Genomic DNA, 24,123 nt, shown 5'->3' with positions numbered 1-24,123 from the left:
GGTGGCGGCGGCGATGCGCTCGGCCGCGGCGCGCAGGCACACCCGTGAACCGCCGTGGGTGTCCACGCGGGCACCGGCGCCCAGGTCGGGGCCCGGCACGCCGGTCTCCACGTGCACTAGGTCTAGACCAATTGTAGCCAGTTCGGACACCAGGTCGCGAACCGCCGGGAAGCGGTGCGCCTCCCTGGTGACCACCACCACGGTACGTCCGGCGGCCGCCCGCGACACCGCCGCGGCGGTGACGCCATCGGCGGGCAGCACCTCGGTGCCGGGCAGCAGTTCCACCAGGTGCGGCCCCAACCCCCACGGCACGTCGCCGACCGCGATCGACGGCTCCACCGCCAGGTCGAGCACCAGCGGCGGACCGCTGGGCGCCAGCGTCCCGGCCACCTCGACGGCCCGGCGCGCGGCGGCCATGCCCAGCTCCGGGTCGTGCCCGTCGACCGCCGCCGGGGGCCTGCCGAGCGCGGCGGTGCGCCGGGCGGCCTCCGCCAGCCGCTCGCGGGACAGCGCCCCGGACTCCACCGCCGCCACGATGCTGTCCACCAGCCACCGCAGCCCGTCGTCGTCCAGCGGCTCACCGCCCAGGCACAGCGCGTCCACGCCCGCCGCCAGCGCCCGCACCGACCCCTCGGCCAGGTCGCCGCCGACCGCCTTCATGTCCAGGCCGTCGGTGATGACCGCGCCGGTGAACCCCAGCTCCTCCCGCAGCACCCGCAGCGCCCGCGGGTTCAGCGTCGCGGGCTGGTCGCCCCACGCGGGCACCACCAGGTGCCCGGTCATCACCGACCGGACGCCCGCCCGCACCGCCGCGCGGAACGGCACGAACTCCACCTCGCGCAGCTGCTGCTCGGTCCTGGGCAGCACCGGCAGCGCCGCGTGCGAGTCCACCGAGGAGGCGCCGTGGCCGGGGAAGTGCTTCGCGCACGCGGCCACGCCCACCGCCTGCGTCCCCTCCACGAACGCGGCCACGTGCCCGGCCGCCGCGTGCGGGTCCGAGCCGAACGCGCGCACGCCGATCACCGGGTCCTCCGGGGTGAGCACCAGGTCGGCCGACGGCGCCAGGTTCAGGGTCACCCCGCACGCCGCCAGCCGCGCCCCGATCGACGCGGCCACCGCGCGGGTCAGGTCGAGGTCGTCGGCGGCCCCCAGCGCGTGGTTGCCGGGCACCTCCGACCCCCGCGCGGCGTCCAGGCGGGTGACGTCGCCGCCCTCCTCGTCGATGCCGACGACCACGTCCGGGCGGGCCGCGCGCAGCCGCGCGGTCAGCGCGGTCACCTGGGCGTCGTCGACGACGTTGCGGCCGAACAGCACGACCCCGCCCAGGCCGTCGGCCACCCGCTCGATCAGCCAGTCGGGCGCGGTGGTGCCGTGGAAGCCGGGCAGCAGCACGGCCGACGCGAGCCGGTGCAACGACATGCGGTCCTACCCCTTCACCGCACCGGCGGTGACGCCGATGACCATCTTGCGCTGGACGATCAGGAAGAACACCAGCACCGGCAGCGTGAACAGCGCCGAGGCGGCCATCGCGCCGCCCCAGTCGGTGCCGAACTGCGACTGGAAGCCGCTCAACCACACCGGCAGCGTCTGCCTGGACTGGTCGTTGATCAGCGACAGCGCGTACAGGAACTCGTTCCACGCGGTGACGAACGCGAACACCGACGTGGCCACCATGCCGGGGCCCAGCAGCGGCAGGGTGACCCGGCGGAACGCCTCCCACCGGCTGCACCCGTCGACCTGCGCGGCCTCCTCCAGCTCCAGCGGGATGCCGTTGACGAACCCGCGCAGCGTCCAGGCGCAGAACGGCAGGGTCACCGCGAAGTAGATCAGCACCAGCGAGGGCAGCTTGTCCAGCAGGTCCAGGTCCCGCATCATCAGGAACACCGGGATCAGCAGCGCCTCGAACGGGGCCATCTGGGCCACCAGCATCAGCATCACGAAGCCCTTGCGGCCGCGGAACCTCATCCGCGCCAGCGGCACCGCCGCCAGCAGGCCGACCACGACCGCGGCCAGCACCGCCAGCAGCGTCACCACCAGGCTGTTGCCCAGCGACTGCAGGAAGCCCGGCTTGGTCCACGCGGTGGCGAAGTTGGTCCCGGTGACCGACAGCGGCAGCAGGTCGTACTCGCTGGTCAGCATGTCCTTGCGCGGCTTGAGCGCGGTGGCGACCATCCAGTAGGTCGGGAACGCGAAGAACAGCGCCACGACCAGCGCGACGGCGTTCGCGGCCACCTTCTTGCTCTTCGCGGGGTTCACAGCGCGGTTCACAGCGGGGTTCACAGCGCCCCCTCCTGGGATCGGACCAGCCTGCGCAGGTACTGGAAGGTCAGCAGGGCCAGCAGCAGCACCATCAGCACGCTCACCGCGGCGGCCACGCCGAAGTGGCTCTGCGAGATGCCCTCCAGGTACTGGTAGACCGCGAGCGTGGTGCTCCCGCCGTCCGGGCCGCCCTTGCGGATCGCCCAGATCTGCGCGAACACCTTGAAGTCCCACAGCAGGGACAGGAACGTCACCATCATCAGCAGCGGGCGCAGCTCCGGCCAGGTCACCGCGCGGAAGGTCTGCCACGGCGAGGCGCCGTCCATGCCCGCCGCCTCGTACTGGTCGCGCGGGATGCCGATGGCGCCCGCGTACAGCGAGAAGGCCAGGAACGGCACGGCCTGCCAGACGATCAGCAGCCCGATCACCGCCAGCGTGGAGGCGCCGGTGGAGAACCAGGAGAAGCCCGCGAACCCGTCGAAGCCCAGGCGCACCAGGGTCTTGTTGAGGATGCCGTACTGCTGGTCGAAGATCCACTGGTAGACCGTGGTCGCCGCGAGCAGCGGCATGGCCCACGCCAGCAGCATCGACACCTGCAGCACGATCCGGACCACCGGGCTGATCTGGCGCATCAGCAGCGCCAGCAGCAGGCCCGCCAGCACCGAGCTGCCCACCACCAGCACGGTGAACACCACGGTGCGGGCGCTGATGGCCCAGAACTCCGGGTCGGACAGCACCTGGGTGTAGTTGTCCAGGCCGGTCCACACGACCTGGCCGCGGGTCAGCTCGCGCAGGTTCAGCTTGCGGAAGCTGGTCGCCAGCACGGACAGCACCGGGAAGCCGATCATCCACAGGATGGCGATGACCGCGGGGGCGAGCAGCAGGTAGGGCAGCGCCCGGTCCAGGGCGCTGCCCCGGCGGCGACGGGCGCCGCCGGGCGCGGCACGCCGCGGTGCCTGCGAGGAACCCCTCGTCGGCACCGCGGCGTCGGTCGTGTCCACGGCCGTCATGGCTGCGTCATCCGGCCAGCGTCTTGGTCAGCGCGGCGTTGGCGTCGCCGGTGGCCTGGTCCAGCGACTTGGCGCCGGTCAGGTACGCGGTCAGCATGTCCTTGAGCGGGTTCTGGCCCGCCTCCACCGCGGCCCAGGTGGGCGTGGTCGGGGTGACCTTGCCGTTGGGGGCGGACTCGGCCAGCGCCTTGCCCACCGGGTTGGTGGCCAGCTTGGCGGTGTCGGTGGAGGTGCCCGGCACCGAGCCGCCCTCGGCCAGCATGTCCTGGTACTTCTTGGACGACAGCAGCTTCAGGTAGTCCTTGGCCAGGTCGGTGTTCTGGCTGCCCGCCGGGATGGCCAGGTTCGAGCCGCCGAGGAAGACCGGCGCGGTCTTGCCCGCGGTCTTGGACGGGATCGGGAACGCCGCGGTCTTGCTCGCCAGGTCGGGGTTGGCCTTGACCGCGCCCGCCAGCTCCCACGGCAGGCCGATCATCATGCCGACCTTGCCCGTGCCGAAGACCTCCATCTGCTGCGGGGTGGCCTCGTCGGTGTCCTTGGGGGCCTTGGTGCCGGAGACGTCCACGAGCTTCTTGTAGAAGTCCAGGCCCGCCTTGGCCTGCGGGGTGTCCAGCGCGCCGGTCCAGGCGGAGCCGTCCTGCTTCGCCACGTCGCCGCCCTCGTCCCAGATGAACGACAGCAGCGCGTACCAGGACTGGCCGGGCAGGTAGAGGGCCTGGAAGTCGGGGTCGGCGGCGTTGGCGGCCTTGAGCTTCTCGATGGCCGCGACCCACTCGTCGCGCGTGGTGGGCGCGGCGGTGATGCCCGCGGCCTCGAAGAGGTCCGTGCGGTAGATGACGGTGCGGTTGGAGGCGTAGAACGGCATCCCGTAGGACTTGCCGTCCCAGGTCAGCGAGTCCTTCAGGCCTGCGAGCCACTGGTCGCCGCCGAGCGCGGAGACGTCACCGCTGAGGTCCTCCAGCGTCTCCTCGGCGGCGAACTTCGCGGTCTGGGTGTTGCCCAGCTCGATCACGTCGGGCGGGGTGTTGCTGGTCAGCGCGGTGGTCAGCTTCTCCTGGATGCCGCCCCACTTCTGCACCTCGTACTTGACCGTGACGCCGGGGTGGGCGTCCTGGAACTCCTTGTGCAGGGCGTCGGTCAGCGCGGCCGGCGCGGAGCCGTCCATCAGCCAGACGGTGAGCGTCTTGCCGTCGCCGGAGCCGCTGTCGGACCCGCTGGAGCTCGTGCCACATCCGGCCACGGCCACCGCCAGTGCGGCGGCACCGGCGGCCATCCCTTTCCAGCCCTTCACGTTCGCGCCCTTTCCCTGACCCGGTCGCCGCGACCGGGCACCAAGTGGTGTAGACCAATATGATCAGCGTGTGCCTCGCCACACTGCCTGTCAAGGCCGTTGCAGAGACGTTGCAAAGTCATCGGATCAATTCCGCTCCGGGGGTTCGGGGGCGCGATCCGCCGTGGACAGGGCATCCTTGTCGTGGGAGCGCTGGTGAGGTCGAGGAGGAAGGCATGCTGGAGACGAGCACTGCGACGGGACTGGACACCAGGTCCCGCGCGCAGCGCGAACCGAAGTACTGGGGACTCAAGCGCCACCTGCTCGACCTGCTGCGGGCGCTGCCGCCGGGCTCGCCGATCCCGACCGAGCGCTCGCTCGCCGCGGAGTTCGACGTCTCGCGCACGACGGTCCGGCAGGCGCTGGCGGAGCTGACCGTCGAGGGTCGGCTGCTGCGGGTGCAGGGCAAGGGCACCTTCGCCGCGGAACCCAAGGTGGCGCAACGGCTTCAGCTGTCCTCGTACACAGAGGACATGCGGGCGCAGGGCCGCCAGCCCTCGTCCCGGCTGATCGACGCCTCCGAGCAGCCCGCGGAGGCCGAGCTGGCCCGGCTGCTGGGCGTGCGGGCGGGCGCGAAGGTGCTGCGGCTGCACCGCCTGCGGCTGGCCGACGGCGAGCCGATGGCGATCGAGACCACGCACCTGGCGCTGGGCCGGTTCCGGGGCCTGCGCCGGTACCTGACCCCCGGCGGCTCGCTGTACCAGGTGCTGCGCGAGCGCTTCGGGGTCGAGATGGGGCACGCCGAGGAGACCATCGAGACGGCGCTGGCCTCGCCCGAGGAGGCCGAGCTGCTCGGCGCCGACATCGGGCTGCCGATGCTGCTGCTGTCCCGGCACTCCTTCGACACCCAGGGCAACCCGGTGGAGTGGGTGCGCTCGGTGTACCGGGGCGACCGCTACAAGTTCGTGGCGACGCTGAACCGCCCCTCGGACTGACCGCTCACCCCGCCAGCTCCAGGGCTCGTCGGTGCAGCAGGTTCTGCCGGGGGAGCTGGGCGGGGTCGATGTGGCGGGGCGGGATGAACACCGCTGCCCCGCCGGTGAGCCGGATCCGCCACCGGTGGTGGTGGACCTCGCTGTGGTGGCGGCGGCAGAGCAGGACGAGGTTGTCCAGATCGGTGGGACCGCCGTCGGCCCAGTGCCGCACGTGGTGGGCGTCGCACCAGCGGGCCGGGCGGCCGCAGCCGGGGAAGGCGCAGCCGCGGTCGCGCGCGTGCAGCGCCCGGCGCTGGGCCAGGCTCACGGTGCGCCGGGCCCGGCCCAGGTCCAGCACCTCGGAGCGGCCGCCCAGCACCGCGGGGATGACCACGGCGTCGCAGGCAAGGCGGCGGGCCTGGGCGGCGGTCAGGTGGCCGCCGCCGTCCAGCCGCGCGGTGCCGGTGCCGGTGCGCAGGGTCTGGTAGTCCAGGGTGACGCTGAGGTGGGGGCGTTGCCCCGCCCGGGTGGGCAGGGCCTCGCCGCGCAGGTCGATCAGGTCGGCCAGGGCCTGGCCCTGGCGCTCGGCGCGGGAGCGGGTGTCCTCGGCGCCGGGGCGGGCCAGCGGGTCCAGCGCGGCGGTGAGGCGGGCGCCGCTCTCGGCGGTCGGCTCGCCCCACAGCTCCAGCCGCCCGCCGGGCAGGTCGCGCAGGTGCAGCACGTCGGGGGCTTCCGCCTCGGGCTCGGGTCCGGGCTCGGCGGCGTCCTGCTCGGCGTGGATGCGGTCGGCCAGCAGGCGCAGCGCGCGGGGCTCGGTGGAGCGGGCTGCGGTGACCAGGATGTCCTCCGCGCCCTCGGGGAGCCGGGGCAGGGCTCGGGCGAGCTGGGCCAGGTGGGCCTCGGACAGCTCGGGCAGGGCGGCGGCGGTGACCGGGTGGGCCGGTGGCAGCGGTTGGCCCGACGGGCTCAGCGCGGGCAGGAACAGCCGGACCTGGGTCAGCCAGCGGGTGAACTCGGCCCGGTCGGCGCGCAGCAGCAGGCGGTAGGCGGCCAGGTCCAGGCCGCGGCGCTGGGCCTCGGCGAGCAGGCCCAGCCGTCGCTGGTGGGCCGCGCGGGCGGCGGCCTCGGCCTCGACGGCGGCTGAGCGCAGCTGCTCGTCGGACAGCAGCGGCGGCGGGGTTTCCATGCCGACCACGCTATTCGAACGGCTGTTCGAGCGGCAATGACACGATCAGGCGGACCCGATCAGGTGGCAGTGATCGGGTGCCCGTGATCGGGTGGCCGTGATCGGGTGGCCGTGATCACGAGGACAGGATGCGGGCGAAGACCTCCGGGTCGACGTTGCCGCCGGTCACCACGGCGACGGTCTTCCCAGGACGCGGCGACTTCAGGTGCGCCGCGACGGCCACCGCGCCGGTGGGCTCGACCACCAGCCGCGCCCGGCGGGCGAGCACCCGGACGGCGTCCAGGATCTCCCCCTCGGACACGGTCACCACGTCGTCGACGAACGCCCGCAGGTGGGCGAAGGTCAGCTCGGACAGCTCGGCCCGCAGCCCGTCGGCCACCGTGCGGGCGCGGTCGGCCGGGGACCACGGCACCCGCGCCCCGGCGCGGAACGACTCGGCCGCGTCGGCGGCCAGCTCCGGCTCCACGCCGACCACCGCGGCGGAGGGCCGCAGCGCCTTCACCGCGGCGGCGACGCCGGAGATCAGCCCGCCGCCGCTGACGGGCACCAGCACGGTGGCCACGTCGGGCAGGTCGGCCAGCACCTCCAGGCCGATGGTGCCCTGGCCCGCGATCACGTCGGGGTGGTCGAACGGGGGGACCAGGGTGGCGCCGGTGGCCTCGGCCAGCTCGCGGGCCCGCGACTCGCGCTCGGGCATCGGCACCAGCACCACCTCGGCGCCGTGCGCGCGGGTGGCCTCGATCTTGACCGCGGGGGCGTTGTCCGGGATGACGATGGTGGCCTTGATCCCGAACAGGGCGGCGGCACTGGCCACGGCCTGGGCGTGGTTGCCGCTGGAGTAGGCGATGACGCCGCGCGCCCGCACCTGCTCGGGCAGCCGCGCCAGCGCGTGGTAGGCGCCGCGGATCTTGAACGCGCCGACCCGCTGGAGGCTTTCCGGCTTGAGCCACAGCCCGTCGTCCTGCGGCAGCAGGGGGGTGCGGACGACCGCGGGGGCGATCAAGGCCGCCGCGGCCTGGATGTCGGTGAGGGTGACGAGGTCCATGGTGGAGATCCTGAACCATCCCGATGTCCGCGCCGGGTTCGTTCCGGAACCACTCTGGCGACTACTGAGACGCGCCATGGCCACTCGTTCGGCATAGGGGTTGTCACGCGAACGGGGAGTAGTCGGACGAGGAGTGGTCACTTCTGGCAATTAACACCATTCGGTGAGCTAATCATTACCCCGAGTGAGAGTTAACTGTCAAACGCTACACAGCGCAGTCAAACTGGCGTGACTTGTGACACACTTCGCCCTCAGGTGATCCGAGGCGTAACAGGTCACAGAGTCATAACGTAGCTCGAACGGGCGAGTACTGATCGGTAGCGATCGGGAAGGAGCGCGATGCGACGGCACCCCGCGCGACTCGTCCGGCCCGTGCTGGAGAAGACGGAGAGAAGAGAAGGGGTGGGGCGACCCCTGCCGCCGCCCCACCACCCGTCCCCCTAGAGCCCCCGAGAGCGGTCCCTGCAACCAGGCTCTCGGGTTCCCTGCACCCGAAGATGAGGGAGACGCCTGATGAACCGCACGAGTGCGGCCCGCCTCGCCGTGGCAGCTCTGCTCGCCACCGGCGCGGCTACACCTCTCAGCGTACCGGCGATCGCCGCTCCGGTCGGCCCCAACGGGACAAGCTCTCCGAACACGGAGAGCTACCCCGCCGAGTTGGTCCGAGCGGCGCAACGCGACCTCGGCCTGACCGCCGAACAGATGACCACCCGTCTCGCCCGCGACGCCGCGGCGGCGGAGGTCGAGGACGAGGCGCGCGACGCCGCGGGCGCGGCGTACGCGGGCTCCTGGATCAGCCCCGCCACCGGCGGGCTCGTGGTCGCCGTGGTCGACCCGGCCAAGGCGGGCGCGGTGCGCGCCGCGGGCGCCGAGGCCAAGCACGTCGCCTTCTCGCACCAGCAGCTGACCGGCGCCAAGGACGCGATCGACGCCATGGGCGCGCCCCGGTCGGTCACCGGCTGGCGGGTCGACGACCTGACCAACTCGGTGGTGGTCGAGGTCCACCGCGACCAGCGGGACGCGGCCACCGAGGCGTTCCTGACCAGGGCCAGGGCGGTCAGCCCGGCGGTGCGCGTGGTCGAGGTCGACCAGACGCCCACCACCCTGTACGACACCCGCGGCGGCGACGCCTACTACATCGGCAGCAGCCGGTGCTCGGTCGGCTTCGCGGTCAGCGGCGGCTTCGTGACCGCGGGCCACTGCGGCCGCAGCGGCGCGAGCACCAGCGGCCACAACCGGGTGGCGCAGGGCTCCTTCGCGGGCTCGTCGTTCCCCGGCAACGACTACGGCTGGGTCCGCACGAACAGCAACTGGACCTCGCGGCCGTGGGTGAACCGCTACAACGGCTCCAACGTCACCGTCACCGGCTCCAGCTCGGCGGCGGTCGGCGCGGCGATCTGCCGCTCCGGCTCCACCACCGGCTGGCGCTGCGGCACCGTCCAGGCCAAGAACCAGACGGTGAACTACGCGCAGGGCTCGGTGTCCGGCCTGACCCGCACCAACGCCTGCGCTGAGCCGGGCGACTCGGGCGGGTCGTGGGTGGCGGGCAGCAACTACAGCCAGGCCCAGGGCGTGACCTCCGGCGGCTCGGGCAACTGCTCCTCCGGTGGCACGACCTACTTCCAGCCGGTCGGCGAGATCCTCAGCGCCTACGGGCTGAGCCTGACCCGAGGCTGACCCCGGCCCGCGCGCGGTCGACCTCCCTGCGGACCGCGCCGCGGGCGACCGGCACCCCCTGGCGCACCCCCTCGCCAGGGGGTGCCGACCCCGGTCAGCCGAACTGGACCGAGCGCTTGGACAGGCCGTACCAGAAGCCCTCGACGGCGGTGCGGGGCGACGACGGGTCCGCGCCCGCGCCCGCCGCGCCCATCGCCACGAACAGCGGCGCGAAGTGCTCGGTGCGGGGGTGCGCGATGCCCGCGGCGGGGGCCTTGCGCTGGAAGTCCAGCAGCGCGTCCACGTCGCCGCCTGCCAGCGCGCGGGCGGCCCAGTCGTCGAACTCGGCCGACCACGACGGCGGCTGGTAGTCCGGGCCCGCCGGGAAGTCCACGCAGCTGAGGTTGTGCGTGAGGAACCCGCTGCCGACCACCAGCACGCCCCGCTCGCGCAGCGGCGCGAGCCTGCGGCCCAGGTCGAACAGCCCGCGCGGGTCAAGGCTGGGCATGGACACCTGGAGCACCGGGACGTCGGCTTCGGGGAACATCTCCTTCAGCGGCACGTACGCGCCGTGGTCCAGGCCGCGTTCCGGGTCCTGGGCCACGGGTTCGGCGCCGCCGACGAGCTTGGTCACCTCCTCGGCCAGCTCGGGCGCGCCGGGCGCGTCGTAGGTGACCTCGTAGTAGCGCCGGGGGAAGCCCCAGAAGTCGTAGGTGAGCGGCGTCGGGCGGGTGGCCCCCAGGGTCAGCGGGGACTCCTCCCAGTGCGCGGAGACGACCAGGATCGACTCCGGTCGCGGCAGCTCGGCCGCCCACGACCGCAGCTCGCCGGTCCACCGCTCGTCGTCGGCCAGCGGGGGAGCCCCGTGGCCCAGGTACAGCACAGGCATCACGGGATCGAGACTACGCCCTCTAGTTGAAACTTCAACCACGATGCCGCGGCCCTCGGGTCCTCGGCCTCGGTGATCGCCCGCACCACCACGATCCGGCGCGCCCCGGCGGCCAGCACCTCCGGCAGCCGCTCCCGGTCGATGCCGCCGATGGCGAACCAGGGGCGGTCCACGCCCGCCGCCGCGGTGGCCCGCACCAGGTCCAGCCCCGGCGCGGGACGGCCCGGCTTGGTCGGCGTCGGCCAGCACGGGCCGGTGCAGAAGTAGTCCACGCCCGGCTCGGCCGCCGCCGCCCGCGCCTGCGCCACGTCGTGCGTGGACCGGCCGATCACCACGTCCTCGCCCACGATCCGGCGGGCCAGCGGCACCGGCAGGTCGTCCTGGCCCAGGTGCAGCACGTCGGCGTCCACCGCCAGCGCCACGTCCGCGCGGTCGTTGACCGCCAGCAGCGCGCCGTGCCGGGCGCACGCCTCGGCCAGCACCTCCAGCGCGGCGATCTCCTGCTTGGCCTCCAGGCCCTTGTCCCGCAGCTGCACGACGTCCACCCCGCCCGCGAGCGCGGCGTCGGCGAACTCGGCGAGGTCGGGGCGGTTCGGGGTGCAGAGGTACAGCGTCGCGTCCGCGAGCCGCCGCCTGGTCGTGGTTGCGTCGAGTCCTGGCACGGGCTGGAAGGTAACCGCCCGCCGCGGCCGTGCGCTACGGTGGAGGCGGTCCGCACGGGAGCCCGGAGGACACCGGGCTGAGAGGGAGCGTGGTTCGCTCCGACCGTCGAACCTGATCCGGGTCATGCCGGCGCAGGGAGCGTGAGTGCCTTGGCAGTGCAGGTCACCGTCCTCGGGGGCGGCGTCATCGGCCTGTCCGTGGCGTGGTTCGCCGCGCGGGACGGCTTCCCGGTCACCGTCGTCGACCGCGGCTCGCCGCACGGCGGCTCGTGGGTCGCGGGCGGGATGCTCGCCCCGATCACCGAGGCGTGGCCCGGTGACGAGCACGTGCTCGACCTGGGCGTGGAGTCGCTGGAGCGGTGGCCCTCCTTCGCCGCCGACCTCGGCCTGGAGCTGAGCGAGGTGGGCACGCTGGCGGTGGCCGTCGACCGCGCGGACGCGCAGGTGCTCGACCAGCTGTGCGCCTACCTGGGCACGCGCGGCCGCTCCGCGCGCCGGGTGACCGGGCGCGAGCTGCGCGGCCTGGAGCCGGGGCTGGGCCCGTCGGTCCGAAGTGGACTGCACGTGCCCGGCGACCTCTCCGTGGACAACCGGGCGCTGCTGGACGCGCTGCGCGCGGCGTGCCGGGACCACGGCGTGCGGTTCGCCGAAGCCGAGCCAGGAGCCGAGCCAGGGGCCGAGCCCGAGACCGGGGCCGGTCGGAACGGCGGTGTCACGGTGATCGCGGCAGGGGCGTGGAGCGGCGGGCTGCACCCGAAGCTGCGCGGGGTGATCCGCCCGGTGAAGGGCGAGATCCTGCGCCTGGTCGCCCGACCAGGCGCGCTGCCGCCGCCCCGGCACACCGTCCGCGCGCACGTCGAGGGCAGGCCGGTCTACCTGGTGCCGAGGCCGGGCGGGCTGGTGCTCGGCGCCACCCAGTACGAGGCGGGCTTCGACACCGGGGTCAAGGTGCGGGGCGTGCTGGACCTGCTGCGGGACGCCGAAGCGGTGTGGCCCGCGATCACCGAGTACGCGCTGGTCGAGTCGGCCGCCGGGTTCCGCGCGGGCAGCCCGGACAACGCGCCCGTCGTGGACTGGCTGGAACCGGGCGTGCTGGCCGCCACCGGCCACCACCGCAACGGCCTGCTGCTCGCGCCGGTCACCGCGCGGCGGGCGCTCGCCCTGCTGCGCGAGAGGGAGGACAGCTGATGAAGGCCAAGGTCAACGGACGGGTGCGGGAGCTGGCCGAGGGGGCCACCGTGGCCACCGTGGTGGCGCTGCTGGGCACGCCGCCCAGCGGGGTCGCCGTCGCGCTGGACGGCGAGGTGGTGCCGCGCGCGGCCTGGGACTCCACCGCCGTGCCCGAGGGCGGCGCGGTCGAGGTGCTCACCGCCGTGCAGGGGGGCTGACGTGGACGACCCGCTGGTCATCGCCGGGCGCGAGTTCCGCTCCCGGCTGGTCATGGGCACCGGCGGCGCGGCGAACCTGGCCGTGCTGGAGCGCGCGCTGGTGGCGTCGGGCACCGAGCTGACCACCGTCGCCATGCGGCGCGCGGACGCGGGCGGCGGCACCGGCGTGCTGGAGCTGCTGCGCCGCCTGGGCATCGAGGCGCTGCCCAACACCGCGGGCTGCCGCACCGCGGCCGAGGCGGTGCTGACCGCCCGGCTGGCCCGCGAGGCGCTGGGCACCAACTGGGTGAAGCTGGAGGTGCACGCCGACGAGCGCACCCTGCTGCCCGACCCGGTGGAGCTGCTGGACGCGGCCGAGCGGCTGGTCGACGACGGGTTCGTGGTGCTGCCCTACACCAGCGACGACCCGGTGCTGGCGCGCAGGCTGGAGGACCTGGGCTGCGCCACGGTGATGCCGCTGGGCTCGCCGATCGGCACCGGGCTGGGCATCCGCAACCCGCACAACATCGAGCTGATCGTGGCCCGCGCGTCGGTGCCGGTGATCCTGGACGCGGGGGTGGGCACCGCCTCCGACGCCGCGCTGGCCATGGAGCTGGGCTGCTCGGCGGTGCTGCTGGCCACCGCGGTGACCCGCGCGCAGGACCCGGAGCGGATGGCCTCGGCGATGCGCGGCGCGGTCGAGGCGGGCAGGCTGGCCCGGCTGGCGGGCCGCATCCCGCAGCGGTTCTGGGCGCAGGCGTCCAGCCCGGCGCTGGATCGGTGATGGCCCATCGGGCGGTGGTCGGCGCGGGCGGCATGATGGATGCTTGAGCACCCGTGCTCCGTCCTGTCCACCGACCGAGGAGGAACGTGCCGTGACGGCACCGTTGACCGACCAGGTCGAGGACGCCACCGCGCGCCTGTACCTGGCGATCGGCAGGCTCGCGCGCCTGCTGCGCCGGACCGGGTCCCCAGGGCTCGGTCCCGGCGCGGTGTCCGCGCTGGCCACCCTCGCCCGGTGCGGCCCGATGCGGCTGGGCGACCTCGCCACCAAGGAGGGGGTCGCCCCGCCGACGCTCTCGCGGATCGTCGCCGCGCTGGTGGAGGCCGGGTACGTGCGCCGGGAGCCGGACCCGCAGGACGGCCGCGCCTGGCTGGCCACGCCGACCCCCGAGGGCGAGACGATGGTCTCCGGGGTCCGCTCGGCCCGCGTGCGCGAGCTGCAGCGCCGCATCGAGCAGCTCTCCCCGGAGCACCAGTCGGCGCTGGTCAACGCGCTGGGCGCGCTGGAGGAACTGGTGGGCGAGGCGCACTAGCGGTCAGAACCTCGGCGGTCAGAACCGGTAGCGCACCAGCCTGCCCGAGTCGCGCAGGCCGGGCAGCAGCGCCAGCACCTTCATCGCGATCCGCCCGCCGCGCGGCAGCTTGTCCAGGTGCGGCAGCTCGACGCTGCGCAGCGACTGCACCAGCTCGACGCCCCACGGCTCGATCGACCGGGGGTCGTCCATGCCCCAGTGCAGCGTCGCGCCCGCGTTGCGCACCGCCGGGACCAGCTTCTGCAGCTTGATCCCGAGCGTGCCGTAGGCGTCGAACAGCAGCTGCCCGCCGGGGAAGTGGCCGGTGATCCGCCGCACCAGCCGCTCCACCTCCTCGGCCCGCAGGTACATCGTCAGGCCCTCGAACACGGCCACCACCGGCCGGTCGGCGGGGACGGCCTCCAGCCAGCCCTCGGCGGTCACCGAGGTGGCCAGCAGCCGGTAGTCGCCCGGCGGGTCGGGCAGCAGCTTGCGCCGCAGCTCGACCACTTCGGGCAGGTCCACGTCCACCCAGCGCACCGACGGCGGCGGCGCCATCCTGCGCGCCCGCGTGTCCAGGCCGCAGGCCAGGTGCAGCACGGTCGCCTCGGGCGTGGCGGCCAGGAACTCGGCGGTCCAGTCGTCGAGCACCCTGGCCCGGATCGCCACGCCGATCGCCGAGGTGCCCCGGATGCCGGTCCTGGCGAAGTCGTAGTCGATCCGGGCCACCGCCTCGGCCGCCGCGGTGTCGTGCAGGACGGAGTCGGGCCGCGCGCTGTCCAGCGCCCTGGCGTACAGGGTCGCCAGCATCGTCTCCTGAGTGCCCGTGAACGTGATCGCCTCGCGCGCCATCGCGCCACGCTAGTGCGACCCGTCCGCCAAGCGCCACAACGGGGATACGGGGCCGACGCCCGCGCCCAGCGGGTAGGCGGCCCGCACCGAGCGGACGATGAACTCCTTGCCGAACCGCACCGCGTCGGGCACGCTCTCGCCCCTGGCCAGCCGGGAGCAGATCGCCGAGGCCAGGGTGTCGCCGCTGCCGTGGGTGTGCGGCACGTCGAAGCGGGGGCCGAGCAGCTCGACGAACTCCGCGCCGTCGTAGAGCACGTCCAGGCACTCCGGGTCGTCCCACAGGTGGCCGCCCTTGACCAGCACCCACCGCGGCCCCAGCGCGTGCAGCGCCCGCGCGGCCTCGCGCTGGTCCGCGCGCGAGCGCACCTCCAGGCCGGTGAGCAGCCGCACCTCGTCCAGGTTCGGCGTCACCAGCGTCGCGCGCGGGAACAGCTCGTCGCGCAGCGCCTTGAGCGCGTCGTCGGCCAGCAGCTGGTGGCCGTGCATGGACGCGGCCACCGGGTCCACCACGAACGGGATCGTCCGTCCGATGTGGACCCGGTCGCACGCTTCGGCGACCGCCTCGATGATGCCCGCCGACGCCAGCATCCCGGTCTTGGCCGCGTTCACGCCGATGTCGCCCGCCACCGCCTCGATCTGGGCGGCCACCACCTCCGGCGGGATCTCGGTGTAGCCGGTGACGCCCAGCGAGTTCTGCACGGTCACCGCGGTGACCGCGGTCATGCCGTGGACGCCGCACGCGAACAGCGCGCGCAGGTCCGCTTGCAGGCCCGCACCACCGCCGGAATCCGATCCGGCGATGGTGAGGACCCTGGGGGGTGTTCGCTCCATCACTCCACTACCGGCAGGTAGACCTTGCCGCCCTGGTCGCTGAACTGGTGGGACTTCTCGGACATGCCCGCCTCGATCGCCTCGACCGTGGACAGCCCGCGCTCCTCCGCGTACCGCCGCACGTCCTGGGTGATCTTCATCGAGCAGAACTTGGGACCGCACATCGAGCAGAAGTGCGCGGTCTTCGCCGGCGCCGCGGGCAGCGTCTCGTCGTGGAACGAGCGCGCGGTGTCCGGGTCCAGCGACAGGTTGAACTGGTCCTCCCAGCGGAACTCGAACCGCGCCTTGGACAGCGCGTCGTCCCAGTCCTGCGCGCCGGGGTGGCCCTTGGCCAGGTCCGCCGAGTGCGCCGCGATCTTGTAGGTGATCACGCCGGTCTTCACGTCGTCCCGGTTGGGCAGGCCCAGGTGCTCCTTGGGCGTGACGTAGCACAGCATCGCGGTGCCCAGCCAGCCGATCTGGGCCGCCCCGATGGCCGAGGTGATGTGGTCGTAGGCGGGCGCGATGTCGGTGGCCAGCGGCCCGAGGGTGTAGAACGGCGCCTCACCGCACCACTCCTCCTCCAGCCGCACGTTCTCCGCGATCTTGTGCATCGGCACGTGGCCGGGCCCCTCGATCATCACCTGCACGTCGCGGGCGCGGGCGATGTGGGTCAGCTCGCCCAGCGTGCGCAGCTCGGCGAACTGCGCCTCGTCGTTGGCGTCCGCGATCGAGCCCGGCCGCAGGCCGTCGCCCAGCGAGAACGTCACGTCGTAGGCGCGCAGGATGTCGCACAGCTCCTCGAAGTGCGTGTAGAGGAAGCTCTCCTTGTGGTGCGCCAGGCACCACGCGGCCATGATCGACCCGCCGCGCGAGACGATGCCGGTGACCCGCTTGGCGGTCAGCGGCACGTACCGCAGCAGCACGCCCGCGTGCACGGTCATGTAGTCCACGCCCTGCTCGGCCTGCTCGACCACGGTGTCGCGGTAGACCTCCCACGACAGCTTCGCCGGGTCGCCGTCGACCTTCTCCAGCGCCTGGTAGATGGGCACGGTGCCGACCGGCACCGGCGAGTTGCGCAGGATCCACTCGCGGGTCTCGTGGATGCGCTTGCCGGTGGACAGGTCCATGATCGTGTCGGCGCCCCAGCGGGTCGCCCACACCATCTTCTCCACCTCCTCCTCGATGGAGGAGGACACCGCCGAGTTGCCGATGTTGGCGTTGATCTTCACCAGGAACTTCTTGCCGATGATCATCGGCTCGGCCTCGGGGTGGTTGCGGTTGAGCGGGATGACCGCGCGCCCGGCGGCCACCTCGTCGCGGACGAACTCGGGGGTCATCGACTCGCGGGCCGCGATGAACCGCATCTCGGGGGTGATGACCCCGGCCTTGGCGTAGGCCAGCTGGGTCACCGCCCCGCCGATCGGCTCGCGGTCCCCGATCCACCCCGCGCGCAGCGCGGGCAGTCCGCTGTGGACGTCGATGGTGGCGTTGGAATCGGTGTACGGACCGGAAGTGTCGTACAGGTCGACGTGCTCGCCGTTGGTCAGCTCCACCCTGCGGAAGGGCACCCGCACCCCGTCGCCCACCTCGCGGTGGACCTTGCGGGAGCCCGAAATCGGGCCGGTGGTGACAGCGGGCCGAACCGAGCGGTCGTCAAGTGCCGTCACGACGTTTCCTCCCTACGCCGGCATTACCCGGTCAGGTTCCGGCGGTCGGCGGCGCCGGGTCCCTCGACCCAGCCGCCCTCTCAGCCCGCTACGGCGCGAGCTCCCGCGTGTTGAGTTGTCCGCCCGACCATAACCACGGCCGGGTGCGGATGCCAAGGCCGCCGGTTTCGGTCTAAGTTCTCCGCGTGGCTGATCACCAGCCGTTCCCGCCCGGAGGCAGGCGCGTGGAACGCCCCGCCGTCGCGTCGCCGTGCCCCTCGTGCGGGGACCTGGCCGGTCGCGGCTACCCCGCCTGCCGGTTCTGCGCCGAGCTGGTGGACCAGTACTGGCTGGCCGACTGGCAGGTGCTGCTGGCCGCCGAGCAGCTGGCAGAGGGCGGCGCGGGGGAGCGCGAGCTGGCCGAGCTGGTGCTCGCCGACGAGGTCGGCAAGTACCCGTGGACCTGCGTGGACTGGGCGATGACGCTGGTCGGCTGCTCCCAGTGCGGCGCCGAGCCGGGCACCGGGCCGGTGGACTGCGTCCGGTGCGCGATGTCCGACGCGCTGCGCTGGTCCTGGGACCACGCCGGGTTCCCGAAGTCGATGACCGCGGGCGAGCACGCGCTGCGCGTGGCGCGGGCCACCCTGCGCGCCCCGCACCGCCACCGCGACCCGGTGGTCGGGGCGTGGCGGCTGCTGATGCCGTTCCTGCTGGTCGGCCACCTGCCCACGGTGGGGCAGGTGCGGCGGCTGCGCGCCCAGGTCCTCGCGGGCGCCTACGAGGAGCTGGCGCGCTGCGCCGACCACGGCGAGCTGATCGGGTTCCCCGAGCTGCCGTGGCTGCGCCCGTCACCGAGCGGAGAGCACCAGCCGAAGCCCCAGGGCGACCAGGACCGCGCCGGAGACCCGCTCCAGGGCGCGGCGGACCCGCGCGCGGGAGAGCCGGCCTCGGACCCGGTCTAGCACGACCACCACGACCAGGTACCACGCCGTGTCCACCAGCACCCAGACCAGCGCGAACAGCAGCAGCACGCCCCTGCCGCCGCCTGCGGGCAGGAACTGCGGCAGGAACGAGACGGCGAACACGCCCAGCTTCGGGTTGGCCAGGTTCACCACCAGGCCCGCCCGGAAGGCGTGGCTCGCGGGCGGCGGCGCGGTCACCGGCTCGCTCGCCGACCGCCACGCCTTCACGCCCAGGTAGACCAGGAACACCGCGCCGGTGATCCGCAGCGCGTGGTAGGCGACCTCGGAGGCGGTCAGCAGCACCGACAGCCCCAGCGCGGCGGCCACCGCCCAGCAGGCCACGCCGACCTCCATGCCCGCGACCGTGGCCAGCGCGCTGCCGCGCCCCCGGACCGACTGGCGCAGGACCAGCGCCGTTCCGGGGCCGGGCGACAGTGCGATCAGGAAGGACGCCGCGACGAGCGCGGCCGCGCTGCTCCACACGCGACCATCGTCACCGGGGTGTCCAGCGGTTTTGTCAGCCCTCGTCGTCCTCGTCGGCGAACGGGTCCGGCGAGGTCGCCGGGTCCCAGGACAGGCCGGGCACGCCCCACCCGTTGGCCTTGAGCATCTTCTTCGCGGCCCGCTTGTGCCGCCCGACCAGCCGGTCCAGGTACAGGTGGCCGTCGAGGTGGTCGGTCTCGTGCTGCAGGCAGCGGGCGAAGAACCCGGTGCCCTCGACCTCGACGGGCTTGCCGTCGCCGTCCACGCCGGTGACCTTCGCCCAGCTCGCCCGGCCGGTCGGGTAGGACTCGCCGGGCGCGGACAGGCAGCCCTCGTAGTCGTCGTCCGGGTCGGGCATGCCCAGCGGGATCTCGGAGGTCTCCAGCACCGGGTTGACCACCACGCCGCGGTGCCGCACGCCCTCGTCGTCCGGGCAGTCGTAGACGAACAGGCGCTGGTCGATCCCGATCTGGTTGGCCGCGAGGCCGACGCCGCGCGCCGCCGCCATGGTCTCGAACATGTCCTCGATGAGCGTCCGCAGCGCGTCGTCGAAGACCTCGACCGGGCGCGTCGGGTGGTGCAGGACCGGGTCTCCCGCGATCCGGATCGGGTGAACTGCCATGACCGGCAGCCTAACCAGGCGGGCCGGGGACGCGCCGACCGATGAGCCGACCCGGTCGAAGATCACGTGATGTAATGGGGCGGCACGCACCGACACGGCTGAGGAGCCCGATGGACGCCGCAGAGGCACTGGCGCCGGCGGAGGGGCCGGACGACGGTTTGGACGACCGCGAGCGCCAGATCCTGGCCTTCGAACGCCAGTGGTGGAAGTACGCGGGCGCCAAGGAGCAGGCCATCCGCGAGCTGTTCGACATGTCGGCGACCCGGTACTACCAGCTGCTCAACGCGGTGGTGGACAAGGAGGCGGCGCTGGCGGTCGACCCGATGCTGGTCAAGCGGCTGCGCCGGATCAGGTCCGGCAGGCAGCGCGCCCGCGCGGCCAGGCGGCTGGGCGTGACCGGGCCGGGTGTGACCGGGCTGGGTGCGACCGGGCTGGACCCGGCCGACTCGGACGTGGCCGACTCGGACGTGGCCGACCGATGAGCAACCCCGAACCGACCGGCTCCACGCGTCCGACGCGAGCCGCGGGTTACGCCCTGCTCGCGGTCGCCGCGGCGTCCCTGGTGCTCGGCGTGGTGTCGCTGTTCACCGGCGGCGAGGACACCTCCGGCGCGCAGCCGGGGCAGCCACCGGCCTCGACGGCGGGCTCGCCGACCTCCGACGCGCCCCCCTCGGCACCCGCCGAGACGACCACGGACGCGCCCACGAGCACGGACACGACCACGGACACGACCACGGGCGCGCCCGCGACCACGACGACCGCGCCCGCGACGGACACCCCGCCCCCGCCGGTCACCCCGGAGAACCGGCAGCCGGTGCGGGTCTACAACAACAGCACCGTGCCCAACCTGGCGGCCAGGGCGTCCACCGAGGTGCGCTCCCTGGGCTGGCAGGTCACCGAGACCGACAACTACTCCCAGGGCCAGATCCCCACCACCACGGTCTACTTCCGGCCGGGCACCGACGAGGAGGCGCAGGCCAAGCAGCTGGCCGAGCTGATCGGGGCCAGGGCGGAGCCGCGCTTCGAGGGCATCGTCAAGGCCCACCCCGGCATCATCGTGATCGTCACCAACGACTACCGGGGCCCCAACCCGAAGGCGGGGTCCTGACCGGTCCCGCCCGCGCGCGTCAGGCGCGCTGGCGGGACTCGGCGTAGGCGGCCAGCGACGCCAGCTGGGCCGGGTCCAGGGAGGGCCGCACGGTCTTGCGCGCGGTCGCCAGGTGCGCCGCGGTGACCGACGCCGCCGCCAGGTCCTCGCGCATCGCGGTGAGCGCGGCCTCGCGGATCAGCGCCGCGCAGTCCGCCGCCGAGTAGCCGTCCAGCTCCGCCGCCAGCGCGGGCAGGTCCACGTCCGCCGCCAGCGGGGTGTTGCGCGCCGACGCGCGCAGGATCTCGGCCCTGGCGTCGGCGTCCGGCGGCGGCACGTAGACCAGCCGCTCCAGCCTGCCCGGCCGCAGCAGCGCCGGGTCGATCAGCTCCGGCCGGTTGGTCGCGCCCAGCACGATCACGTCCCGCAGCGGCTCCACGCCGTCCAGCTCGGTCAGCAGCGCGGCCACCACGCGGTCGCCCACGCCCGAGTCGGCGGACTGGCCCCGGCGCGGGGCCAGCGCGTCCACCTCGTCCAGGAACACCAGCGCGGGCGCGGCCTCGGCGGCCCGGCGGAACAGCTCCCGCACCGCCCGCTCGGACTCGCCGACGAACTTGTCCATCAGCTCCGCGCCCTTGACCGAGAGCACGTTCAGCCTGCCGGTGCCCGCCAGCGCGCGGATCAGGAACGTCTTGCCGCAGCCGGGCGGGCCGTACAGCAGCAGGCCGCGCGGGGGAGCCACGCCCAGCCGCGCGAAGGAGTCCGGGTAGCGCAGCGGCCACAGCGCGGCCTCGGTCAGCGCCTGCTTCACCTCGACCATGTCGCCCACGTCGTCCAGGGTGAGCCCGCCGGTGCGCAGCGTGTCCGAAGTGGACATGGAGATCGGCCGGACCGTGTCCAGCGCGCCGATCAGGTCCTGCTGCGCCACCAGCGGCTCGTCGTCGGCGCGCTGGCGCAGGGCGGAGCGCACGGCGGCCTCCCGGCGCAGCGCGACCAGGTCGGCGGCGACGAAGCCGGGCGTGCGGTCGGCCACCGCCTGCAGGTCCACGTCGGCGTCCAGCGGCACGTCGCGCAGCAGCACCCGCAGCAGCTCCCGGCGGGTGGCGGCGTCGGGCAGCGGCAGCACCAGCTCCCGGTCGACCAGCTCGGGGGCGCGCAGGCGGGGGTCGATGGCCTCGGGGTGGGCGCTGGTGACCACCAGGACCACGCCGGGGCGGGCCACGGCGGCCTTGAGCGCCTCCAGCACGACGGTGGCCACCGGGGGCGGGTCGGTGGCCGGGAGCAGCGCCTCCACGTCGGTGAGCAGCAGCACGGCGGGCGCTTGCGCGGCCACGATCGCGTCGGCCAGGCGTTGGGCGGCGGCGTTGGCCTCCAGCACCGCGATGCCGGGCGCGGCGATCTCGGTGGTGGTCGCGCCGACGCTGTGCGCCACCGCGCGGACCAGGGTGGTCTTGCCGACCCCCTCGGGGCCGCTGACCAGCGCGGCCAGCCTCGGCGCGGCGCCCAGCCTGGTGAGCAGCTCGGGGCGGGTGAAGGTCAGGTCCAGCCACTCGGCCAGCCGCTTGGCGGCGTCCTGCTGGCCGATCAGGTCGGCCACCGGCACCGCGTCGGGGTGGCGCGGCGCCTCGGCGGGCGCGGGATCACCGGTGCGGGCCCCGTCGCGCCAGCTCACCACGGTGGTGGGCTGCACCGCGACCGGGCCGGGCGGCTCCGCCGAGGTGATCGTCAGCAGCTCGTTGGTCCAGGTCAGGCCGATCGCGTTGGACAGCTTGCGGCGGGTGGCGCTGACGTCCGAGCCGGGCGGCGGCGCGAGGTCCTGGGGCAGCAGCGAGACCGCGTCGCCCACGGTGAGGACCTTGCCGGTCAGCGCCATGCGCAGGGTCTCGGGGGTCAGCGCGGTGCTGGCCAGCCGGGAGCCCGCGACGGTGATCGCGCGGGCGGCGGCGACCTCCACCGGGGCCACCACGACCTCGGAGCCCTCGGTGACGCCCAGGTTGGACAGGGTCACGTCGTCGACCAGCACCACGCCGGGCGGCCCGTCGCCCGCGGCGGCCAGCGCGGCGCTGACCCTGGCGCCGGTCAGCCGCACCGCGTCCCAGGCGCGCAGGCCCAGCGCGTCGAGGACCTCCGGGTGCAGCCGCACCACCCCGCGCCGGGTGTCCAACGCCGAGGGGGACAGCCGGGCCGTCAACGTGATCACGCGAAGAGCCTAGGCTCTTCACTCCCCCCGGCGCAGCCCGATCCGCCGCCAGCCCCGCCGCCTGCCCCGCCCGGCCTCGGGCACCACCTGGGTGGGGTCGACCGCACGCCGGGGCCGCCGCACCGCCCGCATGGCCGCGCCCGCGACGCGGTTGCGGATCGGCCGGTGCAGCCCCAGCCTCCGCGCGGCCACGCCGTGCGCCCGCCGGATGGCCCGCCGGTCGGCGGCGGGCACCTCCCACGCCTCGGGGTGGCGGGCCAGCCAGCGGTAGCGGCGCACCGAGTACGGCAGGTGCGCCAGGTACACCAGCTCGGCGGCGATGAGCGCCACCAGCGGGAACGTGATCACCGCGGCGGCCAGCAGGCCCACCAGCACCAGCAGCGGCGCGACCGCCCGCGCGGGCACCCTGACCGCCTTCACCGACACCGTCGGGATGCGGCTGACCAGCAGCAGCGCCACGGCCACCGTCCACACCGCGACCACCGGGCGCTGCGACCACCAGCCGCCCGCGCCCAGCTGCTCGTCCAGGATCAGCGGCAGCAGCAGCAACAGCCCGCCCGCGGGCGCGGGCACGCCGACGAAGAACTCCTTGGCGTAGGGCGGCTGGTCGACCTCCAGCAGGGTGTTGAACCGGGCCAGCCGCAGCACCATGCACACGCCGAAGATCAGCGCGACGACCCAGCCCTCGCGGCTGCCGTCGAACCGCCAGACGTAGACCACCAGCGCGGGGGCGATGCCGAAGGACACCGCGTCGGCCAGCGAGTCCAGCTCCGCGCCCATCTTGCTGGTGGCGTCCAGCAGCCGGGCCAGCCTGCCGTCCAGGCCGTCGAAGACGGCGGCGGCGGCGATCGAGCCGATCGCCGCCCCGTACATGCCGACCATCGCGAAGTGCACGGCCGACAACCCCGCGCACATCGCGAGCACGGTGATCGCGTTCGGCAGCAGTCGAACGCCCGGCCCGCCGGGAGCCACCGGTCAGACCTCCGGGAGCTCGGCGAGGACGGTCTCGCCGCCGATGGTGCGCTGGCCCGCCTCGACCAGCACCCGGCTGCCGCGCGGCACGTACAGGTCGACCCGCGAGCCGAACCGGATCAGGCCGTAGGTCGCGCCCGCGACCACCGCGTCGCCCTCGGCCACCTGGCACACGATGCGCCGCGCGACCAGGCCCGCGATCTGCACCACGACCAGGTCGTGGCCCGCGTCGGAGCGCAGCCACACGGTGTTGCGCTCGTTGTCCTCGCTGGCCTTGTCCAGGTCCGCGGACAGGAACTTGCCGGGCCGGTAGGAGACCTGCCGGACGGTGCCGGTCACCGGGACGCGCTGCACGTGCACGTCGAACACCGACAGGAACACGCTGATCCGGGTCATCGGCTCGGCGCCGAGGCCCAGCTCGGCGGGCGGCAGGGCCTCCACGACGTGGGAGACGGTGCCGTCGGCGGGGGCCACGGCCAGGCCGGGGCGGGTGGGGGCGGTCCGCTTGGGCTCGCGGAAGAACCAGGCCACCCACGCGGTCAGCACCGCGCCGATCACGCTCAGCTTGGGGGAGACCCTGCGGAGCAGGAATGTCGCCACCGCCGCGCCTGCCACGAAGGGGCGGCCGGCGGGGTGCATCGGGGGGACGACGCCCCGAGCGAGGTCGATGAAGTGGGAGACGGCACCACTGTGCTTGTCGCGATCGACGGTCATGTCTCTTCCGGGGTAGGGCGGTGCATCGGCCGGCCACACGCTACGCCGGCGGCACCCGTCGCCGCCCGGCCCGCCCGTGCGTCCCCCGACGAAACGCGCGGGCGGGCCGGGCGGGTCGACAACCAGTGTAATTCGAGTCACACGGGGTTAACAACTCCG

The 24,123-nt window shown here is 74.0% G+C and carries 24 protein-coding genes, 1 pseudogene and 1 riboswitch; of the genes and pseudogenes, 9 read left to right on the top strand and 16 right to left on the bottom strand.

The genetic code is table 11. From position 1 onward, the window contains the following. The 4 genes from IEZ00_RS01305 to IEZ00_RS01290 all read right to left on the bottom strand — a co-directional run. Positions 1–1,419 (bottom strand): glycoside hydrolase family 3 protein (locus tag IEZ00_RS01305; protein ID WP_189221167.1); only part of this gene is annotated, 1,419 nt, incomplete at its 3' end. 6 nt (positions 1,420–1,425) lie between these two features. After that, entirely contained in the window at positions 1,426–2,256 is an 831-nt protein-coding gene (locus IEZ00_RS01300; protein ID WP_189221717.1) for a carbohydrate ABC transporter permease, read from the bottom strand. Between the two features lie 20 nt (positions 2,257–2,276). Further along, positions 2,277–3,269: a carbohydrate ABC transporter permease gene (locus IEZ00_RS01295; protein WP_189221166.1), complete on the bottom strand. Its 993-nt coding sequence runs from the start codon at positions 3,267–3,269 to the stop codon at positions 2,277–2,279. 7 nt (positions 3,270–3,276) lie between these two features. Beyond that, the gene (locus IEZ00_RS01290; RefSeq protein WP_189221165.1) at positions 3,277–4,560 is read right to left on the bottom strand and encodes a sugar ABC transporter substrate-binding protein; all 1,284 of its coding nucleotides are present in this window, start codon (positions 4,558–4,560) and stop codon (positions 3,277–3,279) included. Between the two features lie 215 nt (positions 4,561–4,775). On the opposite strand from IEZ00_RS01290, the gene IEZ00_RS01285 reads away from it, so the two are divergent. Next, complete coding sequence (locus IEZ00_RS01285; protein WP_189221164.1) at positions 4,776–5,534, top strand: GntR family transcriptional regulator; 759 nt, start codon at positions 4,776–4,778, stop codon at positions 5,532–5,534. A gap of 4 nt (positions 5,535–5,538) precedes the next feature. Here IEZ00_RS01285 and IEZ00_RS01280 read toward each other — a convergent pair whose 3' ends face one another. Both IEZ00_RS01280 and IEZ00_RS01275 read right to left on the bottom strand, forming a co-directional pair. Continuing rightward, the gene (locus IEZ00_RS01280; RefSeq protein ID WP_189221163.1) at positions 5,539–6,699 is read right to left on the bottom strand and encodes an HNH endonuclease signature motif containing protein; all 1,161 of its coding nucleotides are present in this window, start codon (positions 6,697–6,699) and stop codon (positions 5,539–5,541) included. A gap of 115 nt (positions 6,700–6,814) precedes the next feature. Next, the gene (locus IEZ00_RS01275) at positions 6,815–7,744 is read right to left on the bottom strand and encodes a threonine ammonia-lyase (RefSeq protein WP_189221162.1); all 930 of its coding nucleotides are present in this window, start codon (positions 7,742–7,744) and stop codon (positions 6,815–6,817) included. Positions 7,745–8,257: 513 nt separating this feature from the next. Between IEZ00_RS01275 and IEZ00_RS01270 the strand changes: the two genes are divergently transcribed. Beyond that, entirely contained in the window at positions 8,258–9,421 is a 1,164-nt protein-coding gene (locus IEZ00_RS01270) for a S1 family peptidase (RefSeq protein WP_189221161.1), read from the top strand. Positions 9,422–9,515: 94 nt separating this feature from the next. Here IEZ00_RS01270 and IEZ00_RS01265 read toward each other — a convergent pair whose 3' ends face one another. After that, positions 9,516–10,289: a dioxygenase family protein gene (locus IEZ00_RS01265; RefSeq protein WP_189221716.1), complete on the bottom strand. Its 774-nt coding sequence runs from the start codon at positions 10,287–10,289 to the stop codon at positions 9,516–9,518. Continuing rightward, positions 10,289–10,951 (bottom strand): thiamine phosphate synthase, encoded by a 663-nt coding sequence (gene thiE, locus IEZ00_RS01260; RefSeq protein WP_189221160.1) that lies wholly within the window; start codon positions 10,949–10,951, stop codon positions 10,289–10,291. Before thiE ends, IEZ00_RS01265 begins: the two co-directional genes overlap by 1 nt. A gap of 44 nt (positions 10,952–10,995) precedes the next feature. Continuing rightward, a riboswitch (TPP riboswitch) is annotated at positions 10,996–11,107 on the top strand. On the opposite strand from thiE, the gene thiO reads away from it, so the two are divergent. The 4 genes from thiO to IEZ00_RS01240 all read left to right on the top strand — a co-directional run bounded on the left by thiO (position 11,093) and on the right by IEZ00_RS01240 (position 13,634). After that, positions 11,093–12,139, top strand: a complete 1,047-nt coding sequence (thiO, locus tag IEZ00_RS01255; RefSeq protein WP_229794877.1) for a glycine oxidase ThiO — start codon at positions 11,093–11,095, stop codon at positions 12,137–12,139. (Overlaps the previous riboswitch by 15 nt.) Then, a complete protein-coding gene (gene thiS / locus IEZ00_RS01250) occupies positions 12,139–12,339 on the top strand; it encodes a sulfur carrier protein ThiS (RefSeq protein ID WP_189221159.1) in 201 nt (66 codons plus the stop codon). Before thiO ends, thiS begins: the two co-directional genes overlap by 1 nt. Position 12,340: 1 nt before the next feature. Continuing rightward, complete coding sequence (locus IEZ00_RS01245) at positions 12,341–13,102, top strand: thiazole synthase (RefSeq protein WP_189221158.1); 762 nt, start codon at positions 12,341–12,343, stop codon at positions 13,100–13,102. 91 nt (positions 13,103–13,193) lie between these two features. Continuing rightward, positions 13,194–13,634, top strand: a complete 441-nt coding sequence (locus IEZ00_RS01240) for a MarR family winged helix-turn-helix transcriptional regulator (RefSeq protein WP_229794875.1) — start codon at positions 13,194–13,196, stop codon at positions 13,632–13,634. An 18-nt stretch (positions 13,635–13,652) separates the two neighbouring features. Here IEZ00_RS01240 and IEZ00_RS01235 read toward each other — a convergent pair whose 3' ends face one another. From IEZ00_RS01235 to thiC, 3 genes are read right to left on the bottom strand one after another with little or no spacing between them, the layout of a single operon-like run. Further along, positions 13,653–14,465 carry a class I SAM-dependent methyltransferase gene (locus IEZ00_RS01235; protein ID WP_189221157.1) on the bottom strand — a complete coding sequence of 271 codons (813 nt, stop codon included), beginning with the start codon at positions 14,463–14,465 and terminating at the stop codon, positions 13,653–13,655. Between the two features lie 9 nt (positions 14,466–14,474). Next, positions 14,475–15,296 (bottom strand): bifunctional hydroxymethylpyrimidine kinase/phosphomethylpyrimidine kinase, encoded by an 822-nt coding sequence (gene thiD, locus IEZ00_RS01230; protein ID WP_189221156.1) that lies wholly within the window; start codon positions 15,294–15,296, stop codon positions 14,475–14,477. Further along, positions 15,296–16,945, bottom strand: a complete 1,650-nt coding sequence (gene thiC, locus IEZ00_RS01225; protein ID WP_189221155.1) for a phosphomethylpyrimidine synthase ThiC — start codon at positions 16,943–16,945, stop codon at positions 15,296–15,298. The genes thiD and thiC overlap by 1 nt, the downstream gene beginning before the upstream one ends. Before the next feature lie 185 nt (positions 16,946–17,130). Here thiC and IEZ00_RS01220 point away from each other — a divergent pair, with 185 nt between their 5' ends. Beyond that, entirely contained in the window at positions 17,131–17,886 is a 756-nt protein-coding gene (locus IEZ00_RS01220; protein WP_189221154.1) for a hypothetical protein, read from the top strand. On the opposite strand, the gene IEZ00_RS01215 is transcribed toward IEZ00_RS01220, so the two are convergent. Then, positions 17,773–18,369 (bottom strand): LysE family translocator, encoded by a 597-nt coding sequence (locus IEZ00_RS01215; protein ID WP_189221153.1) that lies wholly within the window; start codon positions 18,367–18,369, stop codon positions 17,773–17,775. The two genes, IEZ00_RS01220 and IEZ00_RS01215, sit on opposite strands and share 114 nt — an antisense overlap. 34 nt (positions 18,370–18,403) lie before the next feature. Next, on the bottom strand, positions 18,404–18,991 hold the full coding sequence (locus tag IEZ00_RS01210; RefSeq protein WP_189221152.1) for a peptide deformylase: 588 nt from the start codon (positions 18,989–18,991) through the stop codon (positions 18,404–18,406). Positions 18,992–19,101: 110 nt separating this feature from the next. Here IEZ00_RS01210 and IEZ00_RS01205 point away from each other — a divergent pair. Together IEZ00_RS01205 and IEZ00_RS01200 are read left to right on the top strand one after the other, a co-directional pair. Further along, positions 19,102–19,386, top strand: a pseudogene (locus tag IEZ00_RS01205) (DUF3263 domain-containing protein); the annotation flags it as partial. A gap of 83 nt (positions 19,387–19,469) precedes the next feature. Continuing rightward, positions 19,470–20,099, top strand: coding sequence for a LytR C-terminal domain-containing protein (locus IEZ00_RS01200; RefSeq protein ID WP_189221150.1), 630 nt, complete (start codon positions 19,470–19,472; stop codon positions 20,097–20,099). Positions 20,100–20,118: 19 nt separating this feature from the next. Here the strand turns inward: IEZ00_RS01200 and IEZ00_RS01195 are convergent, their stop codons facing one another. Genes IEZ00_RS01195 through IEZ00_RS01185 form a run of 3 tightly spaced genes read right to left on the bottom strand, consistent with a single transcriptional unit; the run spans position 20,119 to position 23,964 of the window. Further along, entirely contained in the window at positions 20,119–22,278 is a 2,160-nt protein-coding gene (locus IEZ00_RS01195; protein ID WP_189221149.1) for an AAA family ATPase, read from the bottom strand. An 18-nt stretch (positions 22,279–22,296) separates the two neighbouring features. Then, positions 22,297–23,250 (bottom strand): CDP-diacylglycerol--serine O-phosphatidyltransferase, encoded by a 954-nt coding sequence (gene pssA / locus IEZ00_RS01190; protein WP_189221148.1) that lies wholly within the window; start codon positions 23,248–23,250, stop codon positions 22,297–22,299. Between the two features lie 3 nt (positions 23,251–23,253). Then, a complete protein-coding gene (locus tag IEZ00_RS01185; RefSeq protein WP_189221147.1) occupies positions 23,254–23,964 on the bottom strand; it encodes a phosphatidylserine decarboxylase in 711 nt (236 codons plus the stop codon). Between the last annotated feature and the right edge of the window lie 159 nt (positions 23,965–24,123).

This window comes from Saccharothrix coeruleofusca, from assembly GCF_014648515.1.
GTDB classification, from domain to species: domain Bacteria; phylum Actinomycetota; class Actinomycetes; order Mycobacteriales; family Pseudonocardiaceae; genus Actinosynnema; species Actinosynnema coeruleofuscum.
The sequence above is the reverse complement of the archived record's forward strand: the minus strand, read 5'-3'. Positions and strand labels throughout refer to the sequence as shown.